The sequence below is a fragment of the Paludibaculum fermentans genome (assembly GCF_051172195.1).
Lineage (GTDB): Bacteria > Acidobacteriota > Terriglobia > Bryobacterales > Bryobacteraceae > Paludibaculum > Paludibaculum fermentans_A.
In genome coordinates this window covers 4,773,350-4,793,235 of record NZ_JBPJAQ010000001.1, presented here as the reverse complement: position 1 = coordinate 4,793,235, position 19,886 = coordinate 4,773,350, and the positions used below count along the sequence as shown (strand labels likewise).

Genomic DNA, 19,886 nt, shown 5'->3' with positions numbered 1-19,886 from the left:
CCAAACCGGCCACACCACCAGGAGGGACTATGGATCGCCCTACCCATCCGCACGTCGTTCGCACGTGGGCCGTGGATCGCATCCGGGTCCAGGCCCCGACACCAGCTCACGTCCGGCCCGCGGCCGAAAAGAACAAGGCCCGCCGGCAGCCGCCGGACCCCACGAGGAAGAAACCATGAAAACGCTCGACCGCCTGACAGCACTCCTAGAAATGCGTGAGATCTTCTATCGTCACGACCGCCATCCACTCACATACACGGCCCGGGAAACAGCCCGAGCCGACCACCTTCCGCCGCGCACCTTTGCGAAGGTGGTTGTCGTCCACTCGGAGGACGGCTACGCCATGTCGGTGCTGCCGGCAGACCGGGTCGTCGACCTGGAGGAGCTGCGCACTGCCTTCAGCAGCCAGCACCTGCGGCTGGCCACCGAGAGGGAACTCCAGGAGTTGTTCCATGATTGCGAACTGGGCGCCATGCCGCCCTTCGGCAATGGAATCCTCTATGAGATGCCAGTCTGGGTGGATGGCCTGCTGATGTCCGAGGAGACCATCTGCTTCAATGCCGGCACGCATCGGGACGTGATCCAGATGAACACGGAAGACTGGGAGGACCTGGTGCGTCCGTCGGTGCTGGCGTTTGCCCACGCAGCCGGATAACTGAGCGAGCCCGCGCACTTGTCATACTGGTGAGATGAGCGAGATCTGGACTCTCAGGCCCGGCGCGGAGGAGTATGCGCCCTACTTTGGACGATATATCAATCTGGTCCCGGATGGAGACATCCGCGCAACCTTGCGCGAACAAATGGATTCAGTCGTAAAACTGCTCGCCCCCCTGCGGGAGGAGCAGGCGAACTACCGCTACGCTGAGGGCAAGTGGTCTGTAAAGGAAGTTCTCGGCCATATGATCGATGCCGAGCGAATCTTTGCCTACCGCCTGCTGCGCATTGCCCGCAACGATAAGACGCCCCTGCCCGGGTTCGAGCAGGACATTCTTGTGCAATATGGCCCGCACGCACACCAGCCCTGGAGCGACCTGGTGGAAGAGTTCCAGGTAGTGCGCAGCTCTACGCTCTGCCTGCTGCGCGGTCTCAACGCCGAATCATTGGCACGCGTGGGCACTGCCAGCGACATGCCCATCAGCGCCCGGTCCCTGGCCTGGCTGACCGCGGGCCACGAACTGGCCCATCTGGCGGTATTCCACGAACGCTATAGCGCCGTACTCGTTTAGCACCCGATCCAAAACGAGGAGAGGAGCCCGTGGCTTTCGGCCGCGGGCTCCTCTCTCTCATTGATGGGCAGGAATTACGGCACTACGGGCAGCCACACCGCGCTGGCAGTTTCGCCGCCGCGGAAAACCGACTGCGTCGCCTTTACATAGTCCGCCGGCTGGGCCATGAAGATGTTGGCGACGTATGTCTGGGGATTCCTGTCGTACAGCGGGAACCAGCTCGACTGGACCTGCACCATGATGCGGTGGCCCGGCAGGAAGACGTGGTTCGCGGTGGGCAGCACAAAGCGGTAGCGCTGCGCCTTGCCGGCCGGAATGGCCGAGGGCCGCTCGAAGCTCTCCCGGTAGCGGCCTCGGAAGATGTCCATGGAGACCGCAAGCTGATAGCCGCCCATCTCCGGGAAGCTGGGGACCTCATCCGGGTAGACGTCGATCAGCTTCACCACCCAGTCGCTGTCCGTGCCGGTGGTGGCGGCGAACAGGTCGGCGACAGGCGCTCCGCTGATGCGCACGGGCGCGGAAAGCACAGGGGTCTCGTACACAAGGACATCCGGCCTGTCGGCGACGGCACGCTGATCGGCCACCAGCCACGTGCGCCAGCGCTCGGAATCGGCGAATCGCACAGGACGCTGGATGTACGGCACGGGCTTGGCGGGATCGGAGACGTAGGTATCCACGGCGTTGCCGGGCTGGCTGGGCTTGTCGAAACCCAGGCCGGAATCCACTTGCAGATAGAGCGGCTTCATCGGAGCAGCGCAGCCCTTCTCACACGCCAACGGCCAGTTCTTCAGCTTGTCCCAGTGGTTCTCGCCGGTATTGTAGATGAACACGGGCGGCGTGTCGGCCTTGGGCGCGGAGGTCTTCAGGTACTGATCGAAAAATGGCCGCAGCACATCGCGGCGGAACTGCAGGGCCGTGTCACCTTCCCACTTCAGCGCGCCCAAGGTGTAGGCGTCATAGTTGACGTGGCTGTGCCGCCAGGGGCCCATCACGAGGTAGTTGTGATCGGCTTGCCCTTTCGCCTTCAGTGACAGGTAGCAATGGATGGCGCCCCACATGTCCTCCTGGTCCCAAAGCCCCTGGATCCACATGGTGGGGACCGTGGATGGCCGCTCGGCCACCAGTTTGTCCAGCGCCTGCCCCTGCCAGAATTCGTCATACGCCGGGTGCTCAATCATCTTCTGGACCCAAGGCAACTGGTCGAGGCCGTGCTGCCGGGCATAGGCGCCCGAGGAACCGGCGCGCAGGAAGTCTTCGTAGTCGTCGTAGAATCCGCGGGCGACAGACTCGCCGCCGCCGCGATGGGCGGTCTGGCCAGCCGTGTAGTCGTAGTTCGTCTGCCGGAAGGCTCCGTAATGGAACCAGTCGTCCCCCATCCAGCCATCGACCATTGGGCTCTCGGGGGCAGCCACCTTCAAGGCCGGATGCGGGCCCAGCAGCGCCATTACCACGGTGAAACCTTCGTAGGAAGATCCGATCATGCCCACCCGACCGTTGGACTCCGGCGTATTCTTCACCAGCCACTCAATGGTGTCGTAGGCATCGGTGACATGGTCGGTCGCCGTGGGATTCAGCGGACCGCGCACGGGTCGCGTCATCACGTAATCGCCTTCAGACTTGTGCTTGCCGCGTACATCCTGGAAGACGCGGATATAGCCGGCCTGGACGAAGACTTCATCGCCCTGCGGCAGCGTGGAGAGCATGTGCGGGCTGTGATTGCGCGTCGTGCGCCCGGCCGCGTTATACGGTGTGCGCGTCAGCAGGATGGGCGCGTCGTGCGCACCCTTGGGGAGAATGATGGAGGTGAACAGCTTCACACCGTCCCGCATGGGAATCATCACTTCTCGCCGGACGTAATCGAAACTATTGACCGGAGCGTGGAATTCCTTCGGGACATCGTTGCCGCCCGGCGTTGCCTGTTGCGCGGCGGACGGCAGCGAAATGAAGAGTGAACTCAGGAATGCCGCGGCCAGGAGGGGCGCACGGCCGCGGTGGGCAGGACCTTCGTTGAGACTGCCCAGACAGTGGAGGAGACCCATTTATAGAGTGTAGCTAGGCTGCCTCTTCGATGCCGCCCCCCAAAAGATAACGGCCGGCGCGTGAGCCCCGGCCGTTGATCGTTTGCGGATGAGCGATTCCTTATTCGGCGTCGCCCAGCGGTTCGTCGATGTTGAGCTCGATCGGTTCGCTGCCGCCGATGTAGCTACCCTTGGTCTCGTCGTCGTAGACGGCGAAGGAGTCGGCCATGAGGGCGTCGGCTTCCTGCACGGGTTCGTCCACCACATCCTCCCCGGCGATCTTCACGCGGCGATAGTAATCCATGCCGGTGCCGGCCGGGATGAGGCGGCCCATGATGACGTTTTCCTTCAGGCCGCGCAGGTAGTCCACCTTGCCGTTGATCGCGGCTTCGGTGAGTACGCGCGTGGTCTCCTGGAACGATGCCGCCGAGATGAAGCTGTCGGTGGACAGCGACGCCTTGGTGATGCCCAGCAGTACGGGCGAGCCCTGTGCCGGGCGGCCGCCTGCTTCGCGCACACGATCGTTCTCTTCCTTGAACTTGAACTTGTCGACGATCTCCTCGGGCAGGAATTCCGTATCGCCGATGTCCTCGATCTTCACCCAGCGCATCATCTGGCGGACGATGACTTCCAGGTGCTTGTCATTGATGTTGACGCCCTGCAGCCGGTAGACTTCCTGAATTTCGTTGACCAGGTACTTCTGCAGTTCCTTTTCACCGAGCACCTTCAGGATGTCATGCGGATTGCGAGGACCGTCCATCAGCGGATCGCCGGCCTTCACACGTTCACCGTCCTGCACGTTGATGTGAACACCACGCGGGATGGAGTATTCCTTCTCCGTCTTGTCGTCGCCGACAATGGCCACCTTGCGGAAGCCCTTGACGACATCGCCGATGCGGACCACGCCGTTGATTTCGCTCATGACGGCGGTTTCCCGCGGCTTGCGCGCTTCGAAGAGTTCGACGACGCGCGGCAGGCCGCCCGTGATGTCCTTGGTCTTCGTCGTGGCGCGCGGGATCTTGGCCAGCACGTCGCCGGCGTGGACCCGGTCGCCCGCACGGACACTCAGGTGCGCGTGGGTGGGCATGAGGTAACGGCGCTCGTCATGCTTGCCGCCGCCATCCGGATGGATGATGACGGTGGGCAGGCGCTTCTCGTCGGGCGAGTCGATGATGACCCACTGCGACAGGCCGGTAACTTCGTCCACCTGCTCGTGGTAAGTGACGTTCTCGGTGATGTCCTTGAAGACCACCGTGCCCGAGATTTCCGTCAGGATGGAGAAGGCGTAGGGATCCCATTCGAGCAGGGTCTGGTTGGCCTTGATAGGCGCACCCTCCTCGACCAGAATCTTGGCGCCATACACCACCTGGTAGCGTTCGCGTTCGCGGCCCTTTTCGTCATAAGTGGCGACGAGGCCGGTGCGGTTCATGGCGATGATGTCGCCCTGGGCGTTCTTAACGGTCTTGACGCCAATGTACTTGGCGAAGCCGTCGTAACGCGCTTCCTGCTTGTTCTGCGCCACACCCGACGACGCCGCGCCGCCGATGTGGAACGTACGCATCGTGAGCTGCGTGCCGGGCTCGCCGATCGACTGGGCGGAGATGATACCCACCGCTTCGCCGCGCTCGACGATACGGCCCGTAGCCAGATTGCGGGCATAGCAGAGTTCGCAAACACCGCGCTTGGATTCGCAGGTCAGCACCGAACGGATCTTCACACGATCGATACCGGCATCCTGGATGGCCTGCGCGATCTCTTCGGTGATGTCCTCGTTCGCCTTGACGATGATCTTGCCTTCGTAGTCGAGCTGATCTTCCAGCGCCACACGGCCGACGATGCGGTCGCGCAACGGTTCGATGATTTCGCCCGATTCCACGATGGGCTCGACGAAGATGCCGTCCATCGTGCCGCAATCGCGTTCGGTCACGATGACGTCCTGCGCCACGTCGCAGAGGCGGCGGGTCAGGTAGCCCGAGTCGGCCGTCTTCAACGCCGTGTCGGCCAGACCCTTGCGGGCGCCGTGCGTCGAGATGAAGTACTGCAGCACGTTCAGGCCTTCACGGAAGTTGGCCGTGATGGGGGTCTCGATGATTTCGCCGTTCGGCTTGGCCATCAAACCGCGCATACCGGACAGCTGGCGGATCTGCTGTTTCGAACCGCGCGCGCCGGAGTCGGCCATGATGTAGATCGGGTTCAGATAGCGGCCCGTCTTATCATCGTTCTCCATGGTCTTGAACATCTCTTCCGAAACGCGGTCGGTCACCTTGTTCCAGATTTCGATGATCTTGTTGTAGCGCTCACCGTGGGTGATGGCGCCTTCCTGATACTGGCTCTGCACTTCGACCACGGCGCGTTCGGCTTCGCTCACCAGGGTGGGCTTCGAAGCCGGCACGACCATGTCGTCGATGCCGATGGAGATGCCGGCGCGCGTGGCGGACAGGAAACCCAGGTCCTTCACGTCGTCCAGCATGCGTACCGTGATCCGGAGACCGAATTTCAGGTAGCAGTAGTGCACCATCTGCGTGAGACCCTTCTTCTTCAACAGACCGTTGATGAAGGGCATCTCGTCGGGCAGAACATCGTTGAGCACCACGCGGCCGACCGTCGTTTCCATGTCGGTCTTGGCGTACTCAACCGGCTCAGTGTGCATCACGTCCTGGCTGTCATAGGCGGTCGCCAGATCGATGACCTTGCCCGTGTAGCGCAGCGTGATGGGGGTCTGCGTCTCCACTTCGCCCATTTCGTAGGCGATCAGGACGTCTTCCACTGAAGCGAACTTCTTGCCTTCACCGCGGGATCCCTTGCGGACCTTGGTGAGGTAGTAAAGCCCCAGCACCATGTCCTGCGTCGGCACCGCGATGGGCGCGCCGTGCGCCGGCGACAGAATATTGTTCGCGCTCAACATGAGCGTCGAGGCTTCAATCTGCGCTTCGGGCGACAGCGGGATGTGCACGGCCATCTGGTCGCCGTCGAAGTCGGCGTTGAAAGCTGTACACACCAGCGGGTGAATCTTCAGCGCCTTGCCGTCGACGAGCACGGGCTCGAAAGCCTGAATGCCCAGACGGTGCAGCGTAGGAGCGCGATTGAGGAGAATCGGATGCTCCTTGATCACTTCCTCAAGGATGTCCCACACCACCGGATCCTGCTGTTCCACCAATTCCTTGGCTTGCTTGATCGTGGTGCAGTGGCCGCGCAGTTCCAGCCGGTGATAGATGAACGGCTTGAAGAGTTCCAGCGCCATCTTCTTCGGCAGGCCGGCCTGGTGCAGTTTAAGCTCGGGACCGACCACGATCACCGAACGGCCGGAGTAGTCGACGCGCTTGCCCAGCAGGTTCTGGCGGAAGCGGCCCTGCTTGCCCTTGAGGGCATCGGAGAGCGACTTTAGCGGGCGGTTGTTGGCGCCGCGCAGGACACGGCCACGGCGGCCGTTGTCGAACAGGGCGTCCACCGCCTCCTGTAACATGCGCTTTTCGTTGCGCACGATGACGTCCGGCGCGTGCAGCTCGATCAGCTTCTTCAACCGGTTGTTGCGGTTGATCACGCGGCGGTAGAGGTCGTTCAGATCGGAGGTCGCGAAGCGGCCGCCGTCCAGCGGAACCAGCGGGCGCAGTTCCGGCGGGATCACCGGAATGACATCGAGGATCATCCACTCCGGCTTGTTGCCGGACTTGCGGAAGCTCTCCGTCACACGCAGGCGCTTGGCGTACTTCAGCTTCTTCTGCTGGGAAGCTTCCGTCTTCATCCGCTCGCGGATTTCAACGGAAAGGCTCTCGACGTCGACCTTCTTCAGCAGCTCCTTGATGCCCTCGGCGCCCATCATGGCGACGAACTTGCCGGGGTGCTCGGCTTCGAGCTGCCGCTTCCGCTCGTCGGTGAGGACTTCGGCCTTGCCGAGCCCGGGCACTTCACCCGGGTCCACCACGACGAACGCTTCAAAATAGAGCACGCGCTCCAGGTCGCGCAGGGTGATGTCCAGCAGGTAGCCGATGCGCGACGGCAGGCCCTTGAAGAACCAGACGTGCGAGCAGGGGCTGGCCAGCTCGATGTGGCCCAGGCGTTCACGGCGGACGCGCGACAGCGTGACTTCGACGCCGCACTTGTCGCAGATGACGCCGCGGTGCTTCATGCGCTTATACTTGCCGCACAAGCACTCCCAGTCAGCGATAGGTCCAAAGATGCGGGCGCAAAACAGGCCGTCGCGTTCCGGCTTGAACGTCCTGTAGTTGATGGTCTCCGGCTTCGTTACTTCGCCATGGGACCAGCTCCGGATTTTTTCCGGCGAGGCCAGGCTGATGCGGATGGAATCAAAATCCGCGATCAGGTTCGCTCGATCGTACGGGGATGATCTGTACATATTTCGCCTCCTGTCCTATTCCGGTTAGTCCGCCGCCAATGCCGTGTCCGGCATTTCCTTCGGCTTCTTCATCAGTTCCACATCCAGGCAAAGCGACTGCAGCTCGCGGATGAGCACGTTGAACGATTCGGGCACGCCCGGTTCGGCGGCCGCCTCGCCCTTCACAATCGCCTCGTAGATCTTCGCGCGGCCATAGACGTCGTCCGACTTGGCCGTCAACAACTCCTGCAGAACGTAAGCGGCGCCGTAGGCTTCCAGCGCCCAGACTTCCATTTCGCCGAAGCGTTGTCCGCCGAACTGCGCCTTGCCGCCCAGCGGCTGCTGGGTGATCAGGGAGTACGGTCCGATGGAGCGCGCGTGGATCTTGTCGTCCACCAGGTGGCTCAGCTTCAGCATGTAGATGATGCCCACCGTGACAGGCTGCTCAAAGCCCTGGCCCGTCATGCCGTCGTAGAGCGTCACCTTGCCGCTGGTCGGCAATTCCGCTTCCGTGAGCTGGCCCTTGATGTCGGCTTCCGTCGCACCGTCGAACACCGGGGTGGCATACTTCTTGCCCAGTTCCCGGCCGGCCCAACCCAGGTGAGTTTCCAGGATCTGACCGACGTTCATACGGCTGGGAACGCCCAGCGGATTCAGGATGATCTCCACCGGCGTACCGTTCTCCAGGTACGGCATGTCTTCTTCCGGCACGATGCGCGAAATGACACCCTTGTTACCGTGGCGGCCGGCCATCTTGTCGCCCACCGACAGCTTGCGCTTCATCGCGATGTAGATTTTCACCATCTTGATGACGCCGGGGGGGAGCTCATCGCCCTTCTTGAGCTTGGCGATCTTCTCTTCGCTGATCTTCTCCAGCACCATGATCTGGCGCGAAGTCAGCTCTTCGATCTCGTCGATGGCCTCGTTCAGGCGAGGATCGCGATTCGACAGCTTCATGCGCTTCAGGTCGCGCGCTTTCATCTTCTCGATGATGTCGCGCGTCAGGGGCTGGCCCTTGCTCAGCAGCTTCTTGTTGGTCTTTTCGTCGTGCAGGTCGGCCAGCAATTCCTTGCCGTCCAGCAGGGCGGCCAGGCGCTTGGCGCGCTCGTCGCCCAGGATGCGCTTTTCGTCATCCAGGTTGCGGTGCAGCTTCTCGATCGCCGATTCCAGAATCGACTTGCTGCGCTCGTCCAGATCGGCGCCCTTGCGGGAGAACACCTTCGCGTCCACCACCACACCTTCGATACCGGGCGGGCAGTAGAGCGACGCGTCCTTCACGTCGCCGGCCTTTTCGCCGAAGATGGCGCGCAGCAGCTTCTCTTCCGGCGTCAGCTGGGTTTCGCCCTTCGGCGTGACCTTGCCCACCAGAATGTCGCCCGGCTTCACCTTCGAGCCGATCATGATGATGCCGCTCTCGTCGAGGCTCCGCAGGAAGCTCTCCGAGATGTTCGGAATGTCGCGCGTGATCTCTTCCGGACCGAGCTTTGTATCGCGCGCTTCAATCTCGAACTCCTCGATGTGGATCGAGGTGTAGTAGTCTTCCTTCACCAGCTTCTCGGACACGATGATCGCGTCCTCAAAGTTGCAGCCGCGCCAGGGCATGAACGCCACCAGCACGTTGCGGCCAAGAGCGAGTTCGCCCTGGTCGGTACAAGGACCGTCGGCCAGAACATGACCCTTCTTCACCTTCTGCCCCTGGTACACAATGGGCTTCTGGTTGATACAGGTGTTCTGGTTCGAACGCTTGAACTTGGTCAGCGGATAGATGTCGGCGCCGACTTCACGCGACATCTGGCCTTCGTGGATGTTGCCTTCCACGCGGACGATGATGCGTTCGCTGTCGACCGAATCCACTACGCCGGCGCGCTTGCAGAGCACAACGGCGCCCGAGTCGCGGGCCGTCACCTTTTCCATGCCCGTGCCCACGATGGGCGAATCGGCGCGCAGCAGCGGAACTGCCTGGCGTTGCATGTTCGATCCCATCAACGCGCGGTTCGCGTCGTCGTTCTCAAGGAACGGGATCAGTGAGGCGGCCACCGAGACCAGCTGTTTCGGACTGACGTCCATGTACTGGATCTCTTCGCGAGCCAGCAGCGAGAAGTTGCCGGCCTTACGGGTGTTCACCAGTTCATTGACGATGCGGCCTTCGCCGTCCAGCGCCATGTTGGCCTGGGCGATGACGTACTTGTCTTCGTCCCACGCCGACAGGTAGTCGCAGTAAGCTTCGAACTCGGGCGGACTCTTCTTCGTTTCGGGAAGAGCCATGATGCGGTCCATTTCCTTCAGCGTGAGCACTTGGCCCACCTTCAGGTTGGTGCCGCCCGGATTCAGGATCTTGACGTCGTCCTGAACCTGCGAACCCACCACGCGGCGGTACGGGCTCTCGATGAAGCCGTACTCGTTGATCCGCGCAAAGCAGCTCAACGACGAGATCAGACCGATGTTCGGACCTTCCGGCGTTTCAATCGGGCAGATACGGCCGTAGTGCGTCGGGTGCACGTCGCGGACTTCAAAGCCGGCGCGTTCGCGGCTCAAACCGCCTGGTCCCAGGGCGGAGAGACGGCGCTTGTGCGTGATCTCCGACAGGGGATTGGTCTGATCCATGAACTGCGACAACTGGCTGGATCCGAAGAATTCGCGGATCGCGGCCATGACGGGCTTGGCGTTCACCAGGTCGTGCGGCATCGCCGTCGACATTTCCTGATAAACCGCCATCTTTTCCTTGATCGCCCGCTCCATGCGGACCAGGCCGATGCGGAACTGATTCTCGAGCAGCTCGCCCACCGCGCGGACGCGGCGGTTGCCGAGGTGATCGATGTCATCGACCGCGCCGATGCCCTTGCGCAGCTTCAACAAGTACTTGATCGTGTCGATGAAATCGGTCTCATCCAGCGTACGGCGGTCCAGCGGGTTGCCGACCGTCCCCTCGGGCGAATACTCGGCGTTGTCGTACAGCTTGATGTTGAACTTCATGCGGCCCACGCGCGAGAAGTCGTACTTGCGCGGGTCGAAGAACATGCCGTGGAACAACTGAGTGGCGGTGTCGAGGGTCGGCGGATCGCCCGGACGCAGCTTGCGGTAGATTTCCAGCAGCGCTTCGTTCTGCGACTTCACCGGGTCTTTCTTCAGGGTCACCGAGATGACATTGCCGACTTCGTCGCGCTCAGCAAAGAACACGTCCATCGACTTGATGCCGGCGTCCATGATCTTGGCCAGGTTGGAAGCCGTGAGCTCCTGGTTCGCTTCCGCCAGGACTTCGCCAGTCTCCATGTCGATGACGTCGGACGCCACCCACGAACCTTCGATCTCCGCGATGGTCACTTCGACCGCCTCGACCTTGGCCTTGCGCAGCGCTTCAATCGTGGCTTCACGGATCTTGCGGTTGGCCGGGTGAATCGACTCGCCGGTCTTCGTGATCAGGGCATTGCCCAGTTTCACGCCGATCAGCGACTCGTCGACCTTCCAGTAGATCTTCTTGTCCTTCAACTGCAGTTCGCTGTGCTTGTAGAACGACTTGATGATCTCTGAGTCGCTCTTGATGCCCAACGCGCGCAGAAACACCGAGCCGTAGAACTTGCGCTTACGGTCGATGCGGACATACAGAAGGTTCTTCGAATCGAACTCGAACTCCACCCAAGAACCGCGGTACGGGATGATCTTGCCCAGGAAGTAGCTCTGAGCCTGGATCTTCTCGAAGAAGACGCCGGGCGAGCGGTGCAACTGGCTGACGATCACGCGCTCCGTGCCGTTAATAATGAAGGTGCCGTTTGGCGTCATCAGCGGAATTTCGCCGAAGAACACCTCCTGCTCCTTGAACTCGCGCACGGTCTTGCGGCCCGACTCGTCCTTATCGAACATCTTCAGCCGGATGGTGACCTTGAGCGGCGCGGCATAGGTCATGCCCCGCTCTTCGCACTCCGCCTGGTCATACTTCAACTGCAGGCCGACGGGGTCGCCGCAGCGGTTGCAGAAAGTGACGATGTTCTTATTGAAGGTGCCGCACTTGTCGCAAAGTACGTCGCCGGGATGGAAAGGGTCGGTCTTGATCGTGGCGCCGCAGGTCGGGTTCCGGCAAACCGTGCGCAGGTGGTTCAAGCCCTTGAGGCTGCCGCACTTGCACTCCCAGTTGCCAATCGAATAATCGACGAACTCCAGCTCGGACAAGCCACGGAAATCCGTAATCGGAAATACGCTCTTGAAGACACTCTGCAGGCCGATGTCGTCACGCTCATCGGGGAGCAGGTCCATTTGCAGAAAGCGCTCGTAGCTGCGCTTTTGGACTTCGATGAGGTTTGGAATCGGGACAGAGGTCCGGATTTTGGAAAAATCGACGCGCTCGCGAGGCGTGCCGTTGGACGCAGTAGCCATTCTCCACTCCTTAAGGCGCCGATCTCATCCGGCGGCGGGGCCGCCAGAAGAGTCTGGCATCCCTAACTACCCGGAAATCGGGCGATAGGGGTGAATCTCGGGATCATATGTCGGGAGATGCCCGGCGCAGGGATGTCTGTCACCAAGGGCAGGAAATTGGACCAGTTCAGACAGGACAAGCCGGGAAGAATTTGGGATACACACCGGCTGCGCAGTAGGAACGAAGTGTTGAGGTCACCCGGATTCCGCCATGGTACGGTTCCCGGGCCAAATATCTTTTGCACTGGCGCAGCGATTCCTGATCCGGCTCCAGAATCTGATGCCCCCAGTCTAACAGAATGAAAACCAGACCGTCAAACGGGTGTTACCTGGGCACGCAGAAGCGGCCGGCTACAGAGTGTCCCATCCGGGAACCCCGCAACCCGCCGCATCTCTGTTTTGTCGATAGGAATGCGCCCACACAGGACGCGTTCACTACTTGATCTCGACGGTGGCGCCGGCGTCGACGAACTTCTTCTTGATCGTCTCGGCTTCGTCCTTGTTAACGCCTTCCTTGATCGCCTTCGGAGCCGCTTCCACGAGGTCCTTGGCTTCCTTCAGGCCGAGGCTGGTCACTTCACGCACAACCTTGATCACGTTGATCTTGTTGGCGCCGGCAGCCGTCAGAATGACGTTGAACTCGGTCTTTTCTTCCACAACCGCGGCGGCAGCAGCGCCGGCCGCAGGAGCGGCAACGGCAACAGAGGCGGCGGCGGCGGAAACACCCAGCTTTTCCTCAAGCAGCTTCACCAGCTGGGAGGCTTCCAGAAGCGTCAGGCCCTGGATATTTTCGGCAATCGCGTTGATGTCAGCCATTTTAGTTTCGAAACTCCCTATCGTTGTAAAATCGTTCCACTCAGTTCCTCACCCGCGCGATCCGCAATCCGAACCCCGCCTGGAGGCCTGCCCTCACTAGGAGGAAAACTTGTTTTCCTGAACGCCCTGATCGATGACCACGGCGAGATCGCGGCCAACGCCGTTCAAGACGGTGACCAGTCGCTGCGCCGGAGCATTGATCAACCACAACAGCTTGGCGTAGATCACTTCCTTCGCCGGCATGTTGGACAGTTCCTGGATCGCACTCAGGTCGATCGCACGGCCTTCCACCAAACCAGCCTTGAAAGTAAATGTCGGGTTTGCCTTCGCGTAAGCCGTCAGCGCCTTCGCCAGAGCCACAGGATCCCCGTTGGTATAAGCCACCGCGGACACTCCCTTCAGCCCTGCCAGCACCTGTGCGGATTCCAGCCCGGCGGACGCCTTCTCCGCGATCGTGTTCTTGATCACGTGATACATCCCGCCAGCCCCGCGAACGGTCTTCCGCAACTCGAAATCCTGCGCCACCGTCAACTTCGTGAAGCCCGTCACAAAGACGCTCGGGGCACTCTGAAGTTCACCGCGCAGCTTCTCGAGATCTGCTTGTTTCTTTTTTCTTTCCTTCATGACCGGATCCTTTCGCGAGCGCGCTCGATGCTACAGTTGACGGAGGTTGTAGACAGTTACGTCCAGAGCGACGCCAGGCCCCATCGTGGAGCAGACCGTCGCACTTCTTACGTACTTGCCCTTGGCCACCGAAGGCTTCGCCTTGATGACGGCCTGAATCAGTGTGCTCGCGTTTTCCAACAGCTTGTCGGTCGCAAAACCAACCCTGCCCACCGGCGCATGAATCACGCCAGTCTTGTCCACGCGGAACTCCACCTTGCCGGCCTTCACTTCGTTGACAGCCTTAGTGACGTCCGTCGTCACCGTTCCGGTTTTCGGGTTCGGCATCAGGCCACGAGGACCCAGTATCTTACCCAACCGCGCCATCGACCGCATCATGTCGGGGGTTGCAATCACGGCGTCGAAGTCCATCCAGTTCTCTTTCTGGATCTTCTCCACCATCTCGTCGCCGCCGAAAAACTCGGCGCCCGCCGCTTCTGCCTCACGGATCTTATCGCCAGAGGCGATCACCAGCACCCGCTTGCTCTTGCCGAGGCCATTCGGCAGAACCACGGTGCCGCGAACCATCTGGTCCGCGTGCTTCGGATCGACCCCCAACCGCATGTGCACTTCGACCGTCTCGTCGAACTTCGAGAACTTGATCTTTTGTACCAGCGGGATGGCGTCTTCGAGCGTGTAGGGCCGCTTCTCGATTTGCCCCGCGGCCGCAGTATACTTTTTGCCTGGTTTTCTTGCCATAGTGTGACTGGTCCAAACGGCCCTTCCGCCGGTTACCCGGCCATAAGACCTCCCAATGTGGTCGGATTGCCCACCGTGCCCTGAATTGCGACCCGGCAAACGTTCCGTTAGATTGGAAAAGAACGAAACTACTACTTTAGCATGGCCGCGACTGGCGCGTCCACACCGGAACACGTTGAAACTAGTTAATTACTTCCACACCCATCGAAACGCAAGCACCCTTTACCTGGGCGATCGCCGAATCGATATCAAATGAATTCAGGTCAGGCATCTTCAGCTTTGCGATTTCCTCAACCTGCTTCATCGTAATCTTGCCGACTTTGTTCTTATTCGGCTCCGCACTACCCTTCGCCAGGTTGCAGGCACGCTTCACCAGAATCGCCACCGGCGGCGTCTTGGTGATGAAGGTGAACGAACGGTCCGAGTAGATCGTGATGACTACAGGGATGATCAAACCTTCCTGGTCCTTGGCGGAGGTCTTAGCGTTGAACGCCTTGCAGAACTCCATAATGTTGACGCCCTGCGGACCGAGCGCCGTGCCGACTGGAGGCGCCGGAGTCGCCTTCCCCGCCGGAATTTGCAGCTTCACTTGAGCCGTTACTTTCTTCGCCATTTCAAAACCCTTCTCAAACTCTTCTCAAGCGCACGCCCGGCAATTGCCTGCAGGCGCCAGCCTGGCCAAATAGCCTGCTAGCTGATCTTCTCCACCTGGAGAAATTCGAGCTCCACCGGAGTCGCGCGGCCAAAAATCGTCACGAGCACGCGCAGCGTGTTCCGGTCCGAGTTCACCTCGTCCACCTTGCCTTGGAAATTGGTGAACGGACCATCCACGATCCGCACTGTCTCGCTCTTCTCGAAGCTCATCTTCGGACGTGGCCGCTCGGCAGCCGACGCCTGACGGTAAAGAATCGCGTTCACTTCGTCCGCGGTCAACGGCACCGGTGTGTTGCCGCCGCCCACAAACCCGGTCACCCGGGGCGTGTTCTTTACGTGATGCCAAAGCTCGTCGTCCATGGCCATCTGGACCATGACGTATCCTGGATACAGCAGTCGCTTGCTCGTGACCTTCTTGCCGTTCCGCAACTCAACCACTTCTTCCGTGGGAATCAGGATCTGGCCCAACCGGTCAGCAAACGCATACGCCGAGGCTCGGGCCCTCAGCGATTCCGCTACCTTGTTTTCGAATCCGGAGTAGGTATGGATGATGAACCAATCCATGCCGGGGAGCGCGTTCGGATCGGCCACCGCGGCAGTTTCCTCCGCGGTTACCTCCTCGGCAGACTCCGACTGTGCGCCGTTCACCGGCGCGTCTTCAGACGCATCAGCGATGCCGCCTGCCTCGTTATTTTGATCGAAGTCTTGCTCGGACATGGACGAAACCCTTGTCTAGCTTGCGCTTACTACTTCCGTGCCAGCGTCTGGAAAATCTGATTGATCGCCCGGCCCAGCAGCAGGTCCACCACCGCAAAGTAGGCCGCGAACAGGAATACTGCTGCGATCACAACCGCTGTCGTGGCTTGCACTTGTGCCTTGTTGGGCCAGCTCACCCGGCGCATCTCAGCTTTCAGATCCGAGATATATTCTTTGACCTGTTCGATCCAGCCGGACACGCCGGTCTGTGGCTGGTTGTCGCCGTTCGCTGCCGTAGTTACTGCCGCCATGGATGGCACCTTTTCCGAAGCCTTTCCGAGAGGCGTGCCTATGGCACACCCGCTACCGACGAACGCCCCTTACGCGGGCGTCTTGTATGAAATCCACCCAGATCTGGTCCGGATGCCAGGAAGATGGCAGGGGATGAGGGAATCGAACCCCCACATGCGGTTTTGGAGACCGCTGGTCTACCGTTAACCTAATCCCCTTCCCGGTAAACACTCAGTATTATAGCTCAACTTCCGGACAGCCTCGGGAACCAGCCATCCGTACTTTCGATCCAAACCCTTGCGAACAAACGCGGCGGCCTTCTTTCAAAAGCCGCCGCGCGTCCTGCAAACTCACCATCTCCGTGCCTTCCGGCAATTCCATCACGCCCGTCACATCCGTCGTGCGGAAGTAGAACTGCGGACGATAACCCTTGAAGAACGGAGTATGACGGCCGCCTTCTTCCTTCGACAGTACGTACACTTCACCGCGGGAACTCGCGCGGCCGACGGAGCCCGGCTTCGCCAGCATTCGACCACGCTCCACGTCGTCTTGTCGATGCCAGCAGCAACAGGCCGATATTGTCGCCGCGCCGCTGTCCAGCAGCTTCTGAAGATTTCACGCCCGTCACGACCGTCTTGCGCGTGTCGCGAAGCCTGCCAACTGAATTTCCTCGCCCTGACCTGGCCTCTTTTCACGGCCTGTCACCACCACCCCGCGGCCTCCTGATCGAGAAATGTCTTCGATCACTGTAGAACGGTTTGTCCATGTCGCGGCGGAATCGGATGTAGCTAATCACCGGTCAGGTCGTCCACCGACTTTTCCACTCCGGCTCGCTACCAACGCGCCCAAAGCCATACGCAGATCGGCAGGTCGTCGCCGGGAACCCAGAATGGCAGCCCAGCCCATCTCCACCAGTTCCAGCAGTTCCGTCGTCCATCATACACCTTGTTCAGGGCAACCACAATGTACGGTACGCCTACCTGGCGGGCCAGCAGGACATGCTCACGAGTCTGGGGCATCGGCCCGTCAGGAGCCGCCACCACCAGGATCGCGCCATCCATCTGCGCCGCACCGGTGATCATGTTCTTGATGTAGTCCGCGTGACCCGGGCAGTCCACGTGCGCGTAGTGACGTTTCGCCGTCTCATACTCCACGTGCGCCGCCGCGATCGTGATACCTCGTGCCTTTTCTTCAGGCGCGTTGTCGATCGAATCGAAGCTGCGGAACTGCACCTTCGGGTTATGCTTGGCCAGCGTCTTCGTGATTGCTGCCGTGAGCGTGGTCTTGCCGTGGTCGATGTGGCCAATCGTGCCGACATTCACGTGCGGTTTGCTGCGATCAAATTTCTCTTTCGCCATGCGTGCGACTCCCTGCTGCCTCCCGCCTAATCCAGCTTTTTGTGGGGACCGGCCGCCCGCTTCGGGCTCACCGGAACCTGGAAGGGTCCAGCTCGTCTTGAAAAATTCTGGAGCCGATGACCAGGATTGAACTGGTGACCTCGTCCTTACCAAGGACGCGCTCTACCAACTGAGCTACATCGGCCCTGCAACTTACTTTAGCGCAACCCTACCTGCCTATGGCAACCCCGGCACACTGCTCTCCGCGATTTCCATCACAGACCCAGGCTGGATCGCTTTAGCCCGGCAATTCCTTCGGTTCGCTCTACCACAAAAGTAGATGGTGGACAGGGGAGGATTCGAACCTCCGTAACTCGCAAGGAGTGGCAGATTTACAGTCTGCTGCCATTAACCACTCGGCCACCTGTCCGTAACCGTATTGTCGCTGCCGGACGGCAACCCTCCCAATATAACGCATTGCCGCTCGTTTTGCATCAAACAATTGCGCCTGAATTTGTTCTAATACACCACCTTGCGTCCCGCCCCGAAGGATGGTACCAACAGTAGTTCGGGACCCTTCCACGTTCCATCTATGCGCCGACATAAGAGCCTCCACCCGCTGTCCCACCAGCACCACAACGGACTAGCGCTCTGCGTCCTCATCGAACGCGGCCTCGCCCGGGACCCTTCTCCCGCCACTGTCCAACGCCTGGCCGCCAAATGCGCCGATCGCTTCGATCTAGAACTCGTCAACCACTTCGAACTCGAGGAACAAGGCCTCTTCCCCGCTATCCTGGCGGAACTCGGCCCCAATCCGATGGTCGACGCCCTCATCGCCGAGCACCGCTCCATGGAGCAGCAAATCGCCGCCCTCCGCGCCGAACCCACCATCGAACGCCTCCAGGACTTCGGCGCCCTCCTCCGCGCGCACATCCGCAGCGAGGAAAACGAACTCTTCGAGAGCGTCCAGGACCGTCTTAGCGATGCCACCATGCAACGTCTCGGCGACACCTTTGAAGCCCGAGCCGTCCGTGTCTGCCTCGAACCCTGATTTCCATACCCTATTCCGATGAGCACCCTACTCCAAACCAACATCCCCAGCCTCCCGTTGATCGCCCGTGGCAAGGTCCGCGATGTCTATGCCGTAGGCGACGACAAGCTGCTGATGATCGCCACCGACCGCATCTCCGCGTTCGATTGCGTCCTCGGCTCACCCATCCCCGACAAAGGCCGGGTTCTCACCCAGCTCTCCCTCTTCTGGTTCGAATTCCTCAAGGACGTCGTACCCAACCACCTCATCTCGGCCGAAGTCAGCGAATATCCAGCCGACCTGCACCAGTTCCGCGACCAGCTCGAAGGGCGCTCCATGCTCGTCAAACGAGCCGACATGGTGCAGATTGAATGCGTCGCCCGCGGCTACATCTCCGGTTCCGGCTGGAAGGAGTACAAGGCGGACGGCACGGTTTGCGGCATCCAGCTCCCTGCCGGACTCAAAGAGAGCGACCAACTGCCCGAACCCATCTTCACCCCGGCCTTCAAGGCCCAGTCCGGCCACGACGAGAACATCACTTTCGAAAAGGCCGCCCAACTCGCCGGCCAGGACGTCGTCACCCGCCTGCGCGACCTCACCCTCGGCATCTATTCCAAGGCTGCTGCCTATGCCCTCACCCGCGGCATCATCCTCGCCGATACCAAGTTCGAGTTCGGCTTCATCGGAGACACCCTTACCCTGGGCGACGAGGTCCTCACACCCGACTCCTCCCGCTTCTGGCCGGCCTCCGAGTACAAACCGGGCGGAGCGCAGCCCTCGTTCGACAAGCAGTTCGTGCGCGACTACCTCGAAACCCTCACCTGGAACAAACAGCCGCCCGCTCCGTCACTCCCCGCCGACGTGATCGAGAAAACGTCCGACAAGTACCGGGAGGCGTACGAAAAGATCACTGGTAGCAAGCTGTGAACTGGCTCGACATCTTTTTCCTGGTGATCCTCGGCATCTTCGTGACGCAGGGGATCCGCCGGGGCTTCACCCGGCTCGCAATCGGCCTGGCATCCACGGTGCTGGGCCTTTTGCTGGCCACCTGGTTTTATGGCTCCGCCGGAGCCTACTTTCAGCCCTACCTCAGCTCCCGCGCCCTCTGCAATATCGTCGGCTTCCTCCTGGTCTTCGTCGGAGTCCAGGCCATCGGCGGCCTGCTGGGCTGGGGCCTCTCGCGCATCTTTAAGTGGACAGGCCTCAGCTGGCTCGACCGCATGCTCGGAGCCCTCTTCGGCCTCATCAAGGCGACCCTCATCGGCGTCGTCTTCATCATGATGCTGCTCGCCTTCCCCATCAAACCCGTGCCTGACTCAGTCGCGGACTCGACCGTAGCCCCCTATCTCGTCGAAGCCTCGCATGTCCTGGTCTATCTCGCACCTAGAGACCTCAAAGACGGTTTCCTGGCAACTTATGAGCGGGTGAAGAAGCTATGGACCGGCGTGCGCCATGACGTCGACCACGACGACCCGCCCAAAGCCAGCAACTAGCTCCACCCGAAAGACGCCCCCAAGGGACGTTCATCCCCTGTCCCGAAACGCAAACTGTCAGGAATCTCAATGAAAACTGCAGGTGGACAGGGCGGGAACGTCCCTCGCCCACAACACTCCCAGCGACGGCATTCACCCATTCTGTCTTCTCTAACCTCATCAATCTAAACAAACTCTCCGCCACTCAGAACCCGGCCCAGCCGTCTCCCGAAGCATTCCTCAA

The 19,886-nt window shown here is 60.7% G+C and carries 15 protein-coding genes, 3 tRNA genes and 1 pseudogene; 6 read left to right on the top strand and 13 right to left on the bottom strand.

The genetic code is table 11. The annotated features are described in order from the left end of the window. Positions 1-29 precede the first annotated feature (29 nt). From ACR9Y2_RS19315 to ACR9Y2_RS19305, 3 genes are read left to right on the top strand one after another with little or no spacing between them, the layout of a single operon-like run. Positions 30-179 (top strand): hypothetical protein, encoded by a 150-nt coding sequence (locus ACR9Y2_RS19315; protein WP_435043226.1) that lies wholly within the window; start codon positions 30-32, stop codon positions 177-179. Beyond that, a complete protein-coding gene (locus ACR9Y2_RS19310) occupies positions 176-655 on the top strand; it encodes an aminoacyl-tRNA deacylase (protein WP_435043225.1) in 480 nt (159 codons plus the stop codon). Before ACR9Y2_RS19315 ends, ACR9Y2_RS19310 begins: the two co-directional genes overlap by 4 nt. 34 nt (positions 656-689) lie before the next feature. After that, the gene (locus ACR9Y2_RS19305) at positions 690-1,226 is read left to right on the top strand and encodes a DinB family protein (RefSeq protein WP_435043224.1); all 537 of its coding nucleotides are present in this window, start codon (positions 690-692) and stop codon (positions 1,224-1,226) included. A gap of 74 nt (positions 1,227-1,300) precedes the next feature. Here ACR9Y2_RS19305 and ACR9Y2_RS19300 read toward each other — a convergent pair whose 3' ends face one another. The 13 genes and pseudogenes from ACR9Y2_RS19300 to ACR9Y2_RS19240 form a co-directional block, all read right to left on the bottom strand. Beyond that, on the bottom strand, positions 1,301-3,265 hold the full coding sequence (locus tag ACR9Y2_RS19300) for a CocE/NonD family hydrolase (protein ID WP_435043223.1): 1,965 nt from the start codon (positions 3,263-3,265) through the stop codon (positions 1,301-1,303). Between the two features lie 100 nt (positions 3,266-3,365). Then, positions 3,366-7,598 (bottom strand): DNA-directed RNA polymerase subunit beta', encoded by a 4,233-nt coding sequence (gene rpoC / locus ACR9Y2_RS19295; protein ID WP_435043222.1) that lies wholly within the window; start codon positions 7,596-7,598, stop codon positions 3,366-3,368. 24 nt (positions 7,599-7,622) lie between these two features. Next, positions 7,623-11,945, bottom strand: a complete 4,323-nt coding sequence (gene rpoB, locus ACR9Y2_RS19290) for a DNA-directed RNA polymerase subunit beta (protein ID WP_435043221.1) — start codon at positions 11,943-11,945, stop codon at positions 7,623-7,625. Positions 11,946-12,419: 474 nt separating this feature from the next. Beyond that, positions 12,420-12,800 (bottom strand): 50S ribosomal protein L7/L12, encoded by a 381-nt coding sequence (rplL, locus tag ACR9Y2_RS19285; protein ID WP_435043220.1) that lies wholly within the window; start codon positions 12,798-12,800, stop codon positions 12,420-12,422. A gap of 96 nt (positions 12,801-12,896) precedes the next feature. Further along, positions 12,897-13,424, bottom strand: a complete 528-nt coding sequence (rplJ, locus tag ACR9Y2_RS19280; protein WP_435043219.1) for a 50S ribosomal protein L10 — start codon at positions 13,422-13,424, stop codon at positions 12,897-12,899. 30 nt (positions 13,425-13,454) lie between these two features. Further along, positions 13,455-14,162 (bottom strand): 50S ribosomal protein L1, encoded by a 708-nt coding sequence (gene rplA, locus ACR9Y2_RS19275; protein ID WP_435043217.1) that lies wholly within the window; start codon positions 14,160-14,162, stop codon positions 13,455-13,457. A 181-nt stretch (positions 14,163-14,343) separates the two neighbouring features. Further along, complete coding sequence (gene rplK / locus ACR9Y2_RS19270) at positions 14,344-14,775, bottom strand: 50S ribosomal protein L11 (protein ID WP_194452118.1); 432 nt, start codon at positions 14,773-14,775, stop codon at positions 14,344-14,346. A gap of 77 nt (positions 14,776-14,852) precedes the next feature. Next, the gene (gene nusG / locus ACR9Y2_RS19265) at positions 14,853-15,533 is read right to left on the bottom strand and encodes a transcription termination/antitermination protein NusG (RefSeq protein ID WP_435043215.1); all 681 of its coding nucleotides are present in this window, start codon (positions 15,531-15,533) and stop codon (positions 14,853-14,855) included. 29 nt (positions 15,534-15,562) lie between these two features. Further along, the gene (secE, locus tag ACR9Y2_RS19260; protein WP_435043214.1) at positions 15,563-15,823 is read right to left on the bottom strand and encodes a preprotein translocase subunit SecE; all 261 of its coding nucleotides are present in this window, start codon (positions 15,821-15,823) and stop codon (positions 15,563-15,565) included. A 124-nt stretch (positions 15,824-15,947) separates the two neighbouring features. Then, positions 15,948-16,021, bottom strand: a tRNA-Trp gene (locus ACR9Y2_RS19255). Between the two features lie 19 nt (positions 16,022-16,040). Beyond that, positions 16,041-17,161: pseudogene (locus ACR9Y2_RS19250) on the bottom strand (elongation factor Tu). Between the two features lie 108 nt (positions 17,162-17,269). Then, a tRNA-Thr gene (locus tag ACR9Y2_RS19245) sits at positions 17,270-17,345 on the bottom strand. 136 nt (positions 17,346-17,481) lie between these two features. Then, positions 17,482-17,570: transfer RNA gene (locus ACR9Y2_RS19240), tRNA-Tyr, on the bottom strand. A gap of 162 nt (positions 17,571-17,732) precedes the next feature. Between ACR9Y2_RS19240 and ACR9Y2_RS19235 the strand changes: the two genes are divergently transcribed. Genes ACR9Y2_RS19235 through ACR9Y2_RS19225 form a run of 3 tightly spaced genes read left to right on the top strand, consistent with a single transcriptional unit; the run spans position 17,733 to position 19,663 of the window. Next, entirely contained in the window at positions 17,733-18,191 is a 459-nt protein-coding gene (locus ACR9Y2_RS19235) for a hemerythrin domain-containing protein (protein ID WP_435043213.1), read from the top strand. 18 nt (positions 18,192-18,209) lie between these two features. Next, complete coding sequence (locus ACR9Y2_RS19230) at positions 18,210-19,097, top strand: phosphoribosylaminoimidazolesuccinocarboxamide synthase (RefSeq protein WP_435043212.1); 888 nt, start codon at positions 18,210-18,212, stop codon at positions 19,095-19,097. Then, complete coding sequence (locus ACR9Y2_RS19225; RefSeq protein WP_435043210.1) at positions 19,094-19,663, top strand: CvpA family protein; 570 nt, start codon at positions 19,094-19,096, stop codon at positions 19,661-19,663. Before ACR9Y2_RS19230 ends, ACR9Y2_RS19225 begins: the two co-directional genes overlap by 4 nt. Positions 19,664-19,886: the final 223 nt, after the last annotated feature.

What these genes read in the sequence shown, in the direction of transcription:
- ACR9Y2_RS19305 (WP_435043224.1), top strand. Translation starts at nt 690, where the DNA reads ATGAGCGAGATCTGGACTCTCAGGCCCGGCGCGGAGGAGTATGCGCCC.
- rplJ (WP_435043219.1), bottom strand. Translation starts at nt 13,424, where the DNA reads ATGAAGGAAAGAAAAAAGAAACAAGCAGATCTCGAGAAGCTGCGCGGT.
- rpoB (WP_435043221.1), bottom strand. Translation starts at nt 11,945, where the DNA reads ATGGCTACTGCGTCCAACGGCACGCCTCGCGAGCGCGTCGATTTTTCC.
- rplK (WP_194452118.1), bottom strand. Translation starts at nt 14,775, where the DNA reads ATGGCGAAGAAAGTAACGGCTCAAGTGAAGCTGCAAATTCCGGCGGGG.
- ACR9Y2_RS19315 (WP_435043226.1), top strand. Translation starts at nt 30, where the DNA reads ATGGATCGCCCTACCCATCCGCACGTCGTTCGCACGTGGGCCGTGGAT.
- rplA (WP_435043217.1), bottom strand. Translation starts at nt 14,162, where the DNA reads ATGGCAAGAAAACCAGGCAAAAAGTATACTGCGGCCGCGGGGCAAATC.
- ACR9Y2_RS19235 (WP_435043213.1), top strand. Translation starts at nt 17,733, where the DNA reads ATGCGCCGACATAAGAGCCTCCACCCGCTGTCCCACCAGCACCACAAC.
- secE (WP_435043214.1), bottom strand. Translation starts at nt 15,823, where the DNA reads ATGGCGGCAGTAACTACGGCAGCGAACGGCGACAACCAGCCACAGACC.
- ACR9Y2_RS19300 (WP_435043223.1), bottom strand. Translation starts at nt 3,265, where the DNA reads ATGGGTCTCCTCCACTGTCTGGGCAGTCTCAACGAAGGTCCTGCCCAC.
- ACR9Y2_RS19310 (WP_435043225.1), top strand. Translation starts at nt 176, where the DNA reads ATGAAAACGCTCGACCGCCTGACAGCACTCCTAGAAATGCGTGAGATC.
- rplL (WP_435043220.1), bottom strand. Translation starts at nt 12,800, where the DNA reads ATGGCTGACATCAACGCGATTGCCGAAAATATCCAGGGCCTGACGCTT.
- rpoC (WP_435043222.1), bottom strand. Translation starts at nt 7,598, where the DNA reads ATGTACAGATCATCCCCGTACGATCGAGCGAACCTGATCGCGGATTTT.
- ACR9Y2_RS19230 (WP_435043212.1), top strand. Translation starts at nt 18,210, where the DNA reads ATGAGCACCCTACTCCAAACCAACATCCCCAGCCTCCCGTTGATCGCC.
- nusG (WP_435043215.1), bottom strand. Translation starts at nt 15,533, where the DNA reads ATGTCCGAGCAAGACTTCGATCAAAATAACGAGGCAGGCGGCATCGCT.